The following is a 4,489-nucleotide window of genomic DNA, read 5'->3' as shown; positions in this document are numbered from 1 at the left end:
CCGCATCGTCGCCCTCGGCCTCGCCCACTCCCCCGAAGGCCGCCACATCTTCCCCCGCCTCACCATCGCGGAAAACCTGCAGCTAGGAGCGTTCCTCCGCAAGGACACGGAAGGGATCGCCAAGGACATCCGGCGCGTCTACGACCTCTTCCCCATCCTCGGCGAACGCGCCCGCCAAGCCGCCGGCACCCTCTCCGGCGGCGAACAGCAGATGCTCGCCATGGGCCGCGCCCTGATGTCCCGCCCCAAGCTCCTCATGCTGGACGAGCCCTCCATGGGCCTCTCCCCGATCATGATGCAGAAGATCATGGCCACGATCGCCGAGCTCAAGGCCTCCGGCACGACGATCCTCCTCGTCGAGCAGAACGCCCGGGCCGCGCTCTCGCTGGCCGACCGCGGCCACGTCATGGAGATCGGAAAGATCGTCCTCTCCGGGACGGGGGCGGACCTCCTCCACGACGAGTCGGTCCGCAAGGCGTACCTGGGCGAAGACTGAGAAGGGCCCGCGTCCGGATCGCCGGACACGGGCCCTTCTCAGTGACGGGGACGGGACAGCTACTGCCCCTTCGCCGCCTTCTTCTCCTCGGCATCCTCGATGACCGCCTCGGCCACCTGCTGCATCGACAGGCGCCGGTCCATCGACGTCTTCTGGATCCAGCGGAAGGCCGCCGGCTCGGTCAGGCCGTACTGCGTCTGCAGGATGCTCTTCGCACGGTCGACCAGCTTGCGCGTCTCCAGCCGCTGGGAGAGGTCCGCGACCTCCTTCTCCAGGGCCTTCAGCTCCGTGAAGCGGGACACGGCCATCTCGATGGCCGGGACGACGTCGCTCTTGCTGAACGGCTTCACGAGGTACGCCATGGCACCGGCGTCCCGGGCCCGCTCGACCAGCTCGCGCTGCGAGAACGCGGTGAGCATGAGGACGGGTGCGATCGAGTCGCGGGCGATCTGCTCGGCGGCGGAGATCCCGTCGAGGACGGGCATCTTCACGTCCAGGATCACCAGGTCCGGCTTGTGCTCCCGGGCCAGCGCGACCGCGGTCTCCCCGTCGCCCGCCTCGCCCACGACGGAGTAGCCCTCTTCCTCAAGCATCTCTTTGAGGTCGAGCCGGATCAGGGCCTCGTCCTCGGCGATCACGACACGGGTGACATGCGGAGGGGTGTGCTGCGGCTCGTCGTCGACGGGCGGGGTGGGCTCGGCGGCGGTCACGGGTCTCCTCTGTCCAGGGCAAGGTGCTGCTGCACGAGCCTACCTAGCTCCTGTAGGTTTGATACACGAGCCTCCTGCGCTAACCTTTGTTTCGCAGGTAAGCCCCGGTAGTCCAGCGGGAGAGACACGGTGCTCAAACCACCGACAGCGTGGGTTCGAATCCCACCCGGGGCACTACACCTTCAATTCGAAGGTTATCGGACGCTTGGCGATCTTCACTCTCCATGGTGAACGTAGCTTCGAATCCTGTCTTCCGCTGCAGCGATCGATGACGCTCGCAGGCATGTACGACCTTGAGAGCCGTCGCCGAGCCCTCACCCTCGTCAATCAGGGCCGCAGTCTCCACTCCGTGAGCAAGGAGACCGGGATATCCCGGTACGCAATCCGCTCGTGGATGACCCGGATCGAACCTCTAGCCCGCTCGAAAGCTCTCTGCGAGAGGTGCGGTCCGGACCCGCAGCCGCCCTCCGATCACTCGGCGTACACCTATCTCCTCGGCCTCTACCTCGGGGACGGCTGCCTAAGCGCCGGTCGGCGGGGCGTCTACGCGTTACGCATCGCATGCTCAGAGGCTTGGCCCGGTCTCATCGACTCCTGCGAAGAGGCGATGCGAAGAGTCCGCCCCGGGAACCTCGTGTCGATGGAGAAAAAGCAAGGCTGCGTGATGGTCACCAGCACCAGTAAGCACTGGCCATGCCTCTTCCCCCAGCACGGCCCGGGAAAGAAGCACGAGCGGACGATCACGCTGGAGCCCTGGCAGCAACAGCTCGTGGACGCCCACCCCTGGGAGCTACTGCGCGGACTCATCCACTCCGACGGATGCCGCGTCGTCAACTGGGCGACGCGGCCCGTCAACGGCGCGCCCAAGCGCTACGAGTACCCCCGGTACTTCTTCACCAACAAGTCCGCGGACATCCGGCAGATCTACACGGACGCACTCAACACTGTCGGCGTCGAGTGGAAGCAGGCGAACGCCTTCAACGTCTCCGTAGCCCGCAAAGCCTCCGTCGCCCTCATGGACGCCCACATAGGCCCCAAGTACTGAGGAGTACGCCTACTCCTCACCAATATGGTGCACCCGCACCATATTCGTCGTGCCCGGCGTCCCGGGCGGGGAGCCCGCCGTGATGATCACCCGGTCCCCCTTCCGGCAGCGGCCGATCCTCAGCAGGTACTCGTCCACCTGGTCGACCATCTCGTCCGTCGTCTGGACCATCGGGCCCTGGAACGTCTCCACGCCCCACGTCAGGCTCAGCTGGGCCGCCGTCGACGCCTCCGGCGTGAACGCCAGGAGGGGGATCGGGGAGCGGTAGCGGGACAGGCGGCGGACCGTGTCGCCGGATTGGGTGAAGGCGACGAGGAACTTCGCTTCCAGGAAGTCACCCATCTCGGCCGCGGCGCGGGCGACGGAGCCGCCCTGGGTGCGGGGCTTGCTCCGTTCGGTCAGCGGCGGCAGGCCCTTGGCCAGCAGGTCTTCCTCCGCGGCCGCGACGATGCGGCCCATGGTCTTGACCGTCTCGACGGGGTACTTGCCGACGCTCGTCTCGCCGCTGAGCATGACCGCGTCCGTGCCGTCGATGACGGCGTTGGCGACGTCCGAGGCTTCCGCGCGCGTGGGGCGGGATGCGTCGATCATGGAGTCGAGCATCTGCGTCGCCACGATCACCGGCTTCGCGTTCCGCTTGGCGAGTTTGACGGCTCGCTTCTGGACGATCGGGACGGTTTCCAGCGGCATTTCGACGCCGAGGTCGCCGCGGGCGACCATGATGCCGTCGAAGGCGGCGATGATGCCGTCGAGGTTCTGGACGGCCTGTGGTTTTTCGATCTTGGCGATGACGGGGCGGCGGCGGCCTTCCTCGTCCATGACGCGGTGGACGTCGGCGGCGTCGTCGGCGCTGCGGACGAAGGACAGGGCGATGATGTCGGCGCCGAGGCCGAGGGCCCAGCGCAGGTCTTCGACGTCCTTGTCGGAGAGGGCGGGGACGGAGACGGCGACGCCGGGGAGGTTGAGGCCCTTGTGGTCGGAGACCATGCCGCCTTCGATGACGATGGTGCGTACGCGGGGGCCGTCGACTTCGGTGACCTCCAGGGTGACGCGGCCGTCGTCGACGAGGATGCGTTCGCCGCGGCCGACGTCGCCGGCGAGGCCGTCGTAGGTGGTGCCGCAGGTGTGGCGGTCGCCTTCGACGGGTTCGGTGGTGATGGTGAAGTCGTCGCCGCGTTCAAGGAGTACGGGGCCTTCGCGGAATCGGCCGAGGCGGATCTTCGGGCCTTGAAGGTCGGCGAGGACGCCGACGCTGCGGCCGGCTTCTTCGGCGGCTTTGCGTACGCGCTGGTAGCGGGCCTCGTGTTCGGCGTAGGTGCCGTGGCTGAGGTTGAAGCGGGCGACGTCCATGCCGGCGTCGACGAGTGCCTTGATCTGCTCGTACGTGTCGGTGGCGGGCCCGAGGGTGCAGACGATTTTTGCTCGGCGCATGGCACGACCATAGGGGCTACCAGCGGGTAGTTGCCGAGTGCTGTGGAACAGTTCAACGGCCTTGTGGTGAAGGGGATTTGACAACTAGTGAAACGTGCACGGGGGTGCTCCGATGAGCGGTCGGAGACCCCCGTCCGGGTGAGGTCAGAGCTGGGGTGGGGTGATGGTGAAGCGGGCGTTGACCTGGGCGTGGACGGTCTGGCGCTGGGGTTCGAGGTCGAGTTCGGTTTCCGGGCCGGGGGCGGAGCCGGCGCCGTATCCGCCGCGGGCCATGCCGCCGGCGTAGCCGTGGATGCCGTGGCCTTCTGCGCCGTCGTCGGCGAGTTCGAGGAGGGCGGTGAGGCGGGAGCCGAGGGCGTCGGCGTATTCGCGGGCGCGTTGGACGGCTTCCTGGACGGCGAGGCGGCGGGCTTCGCGGTGGGCGGGTGAGTCGGGGCGGAGGGACCACCAGGGGCCGGTGATTTCGGTGAGGGGGAGGTCGGCGATGTTGGTGGTGAGTTCGCCGAGGATGGTGAAGTCGCCGAGGGTGGCGGTGAGGTGGACGCTGCCGTGGTAGGAGCGGACGTGTTCGTGGCGGCCTTTGCCGGTGAGGTGGGGGGCGACGGTGATGAGGCCGGTTTCGAGTTTTTCGACGGCGTTGCCGTAGGTCTTGATGAGGTCGAGGGCGCGGGTGTTGCGGCGGGTGAGTTCTTCGAGGGTGGTGGTGCGGTCGGTGTTGCGTGCGGTGACGGTGATGTGGATGTGGGCGATTTCGGGGTCGACTTCGAGGCGGGCTTCGCCGCGGACGGAGATGCGGGGGGTGTCGGG

General features: G+C 67.6%; 5 protein-coding genes and 1 tRNA gene. 3 read left to right on the top strand and 3 right to left on the bottom strand.

From position 1 onward, the window contains the following. A partial coding sequence (locus tag ACSNOH_RS33525; RefSeq protein ID WP_436725222.1) for an ABC transporter ATP-binding protein occupies positions 1-496 on the top strand: 496 nt, incomplete at its 5' end. A gap of 59 nt (positions 497-555) precedes the next feature. Here the strand turns inward: ACSNOH_RS33525 and ACSNOH_RS33520 are convergent. Then, positions 556-1,206: an ANTAR domain-containing response regulator gene (locus ACSNOH_RS33520; RefSeq protein WP_436725221.1), complete on the bottom strand. Its 651-nt coding sequence runs from the start codon at positions 1,204-1,206 to the stop codon at positions 556-558. A 101-nt stretch (positions 1,207-1,307) separates the two neighbouring features. Between ACSNOH_RS33520 and ACSNOH_RS33515 the strand changes: the two genes are divergently transcribed. Further along, positions 1,308-1,380: transfer RNA gene (locus ACSNOH_RS33515), tRNA-Leu, on the top strand. A 109-nt stretch (positions 1,381-1,489) separates the two neighbouring features. Further along, positions 1,490-2,251: a transcriptional regulator gene (locus tag ACSNOH_RS33510; protein WP_436725220.1), complete on the top strand. Its 762-nt coding sequence runs from the start codon at positions 1,490-1,492 to the stop codon at positions 2,249-2,251. Positions 2,252-2,260: 9 nt separating this feature from the next. Here the strand turns inward: ACSNOH_RS33510 and pyk are convergent, their stop codons facing one another. Both pyk and ACSNOH_RS33500 read right to left on the bottom strand, forming a co-directional pair. Further along, positions 2,261-3,682: a pyruvate kinase gene (gene pyk / locus ACSNOH_RS33505; RefSeq protein ID WP_436725219.1), complete on the bottom strand. Its 1,422-nt coding sequence runs from the start codon at positions 3,680-3,682 to the stop codon at positions 2,261-2,263. A 144-nt stretch (positions 3,683-3,826) separates the two neighbouring features. Then, on the bottom strand, positions 3,827-4,489 hold a 663-nt coding region (locus ACSNOH_RS33500), incomplete at its 5' end, for an SIMPL domain-containing protein (protein ID WP_436725218.1).

The organism is Streptomyces sp. URMC 127 (assembly GCF_051386535.1).
GTDB lineage: Bacteria > Actinomycetota > Actinomycetes > Streptomycetales > Streptomycetaceae > Streptomyces.
This window is presented reverse-complemented; position numbering and strand designations above follow the sequence as displayed.

What these genes read in the sequence shown, in the direction of transcription:
- pyk (WP_436725219.1), bottom strand. Translation starts at nt 3,682, where the DNA reads ATGCGCCGAGCAAAAATCGTCTGCACCCTCGGGCCCGCCACCGACACG.
- ACSNOH_RS33510 (WP_436725220.1), top strand. Translation starts at nt 1,490, where the DNA reads ATGTACGACCTTGAGAGCCGTCGCCGAGCCCTCACCCTCGTCAATCAG.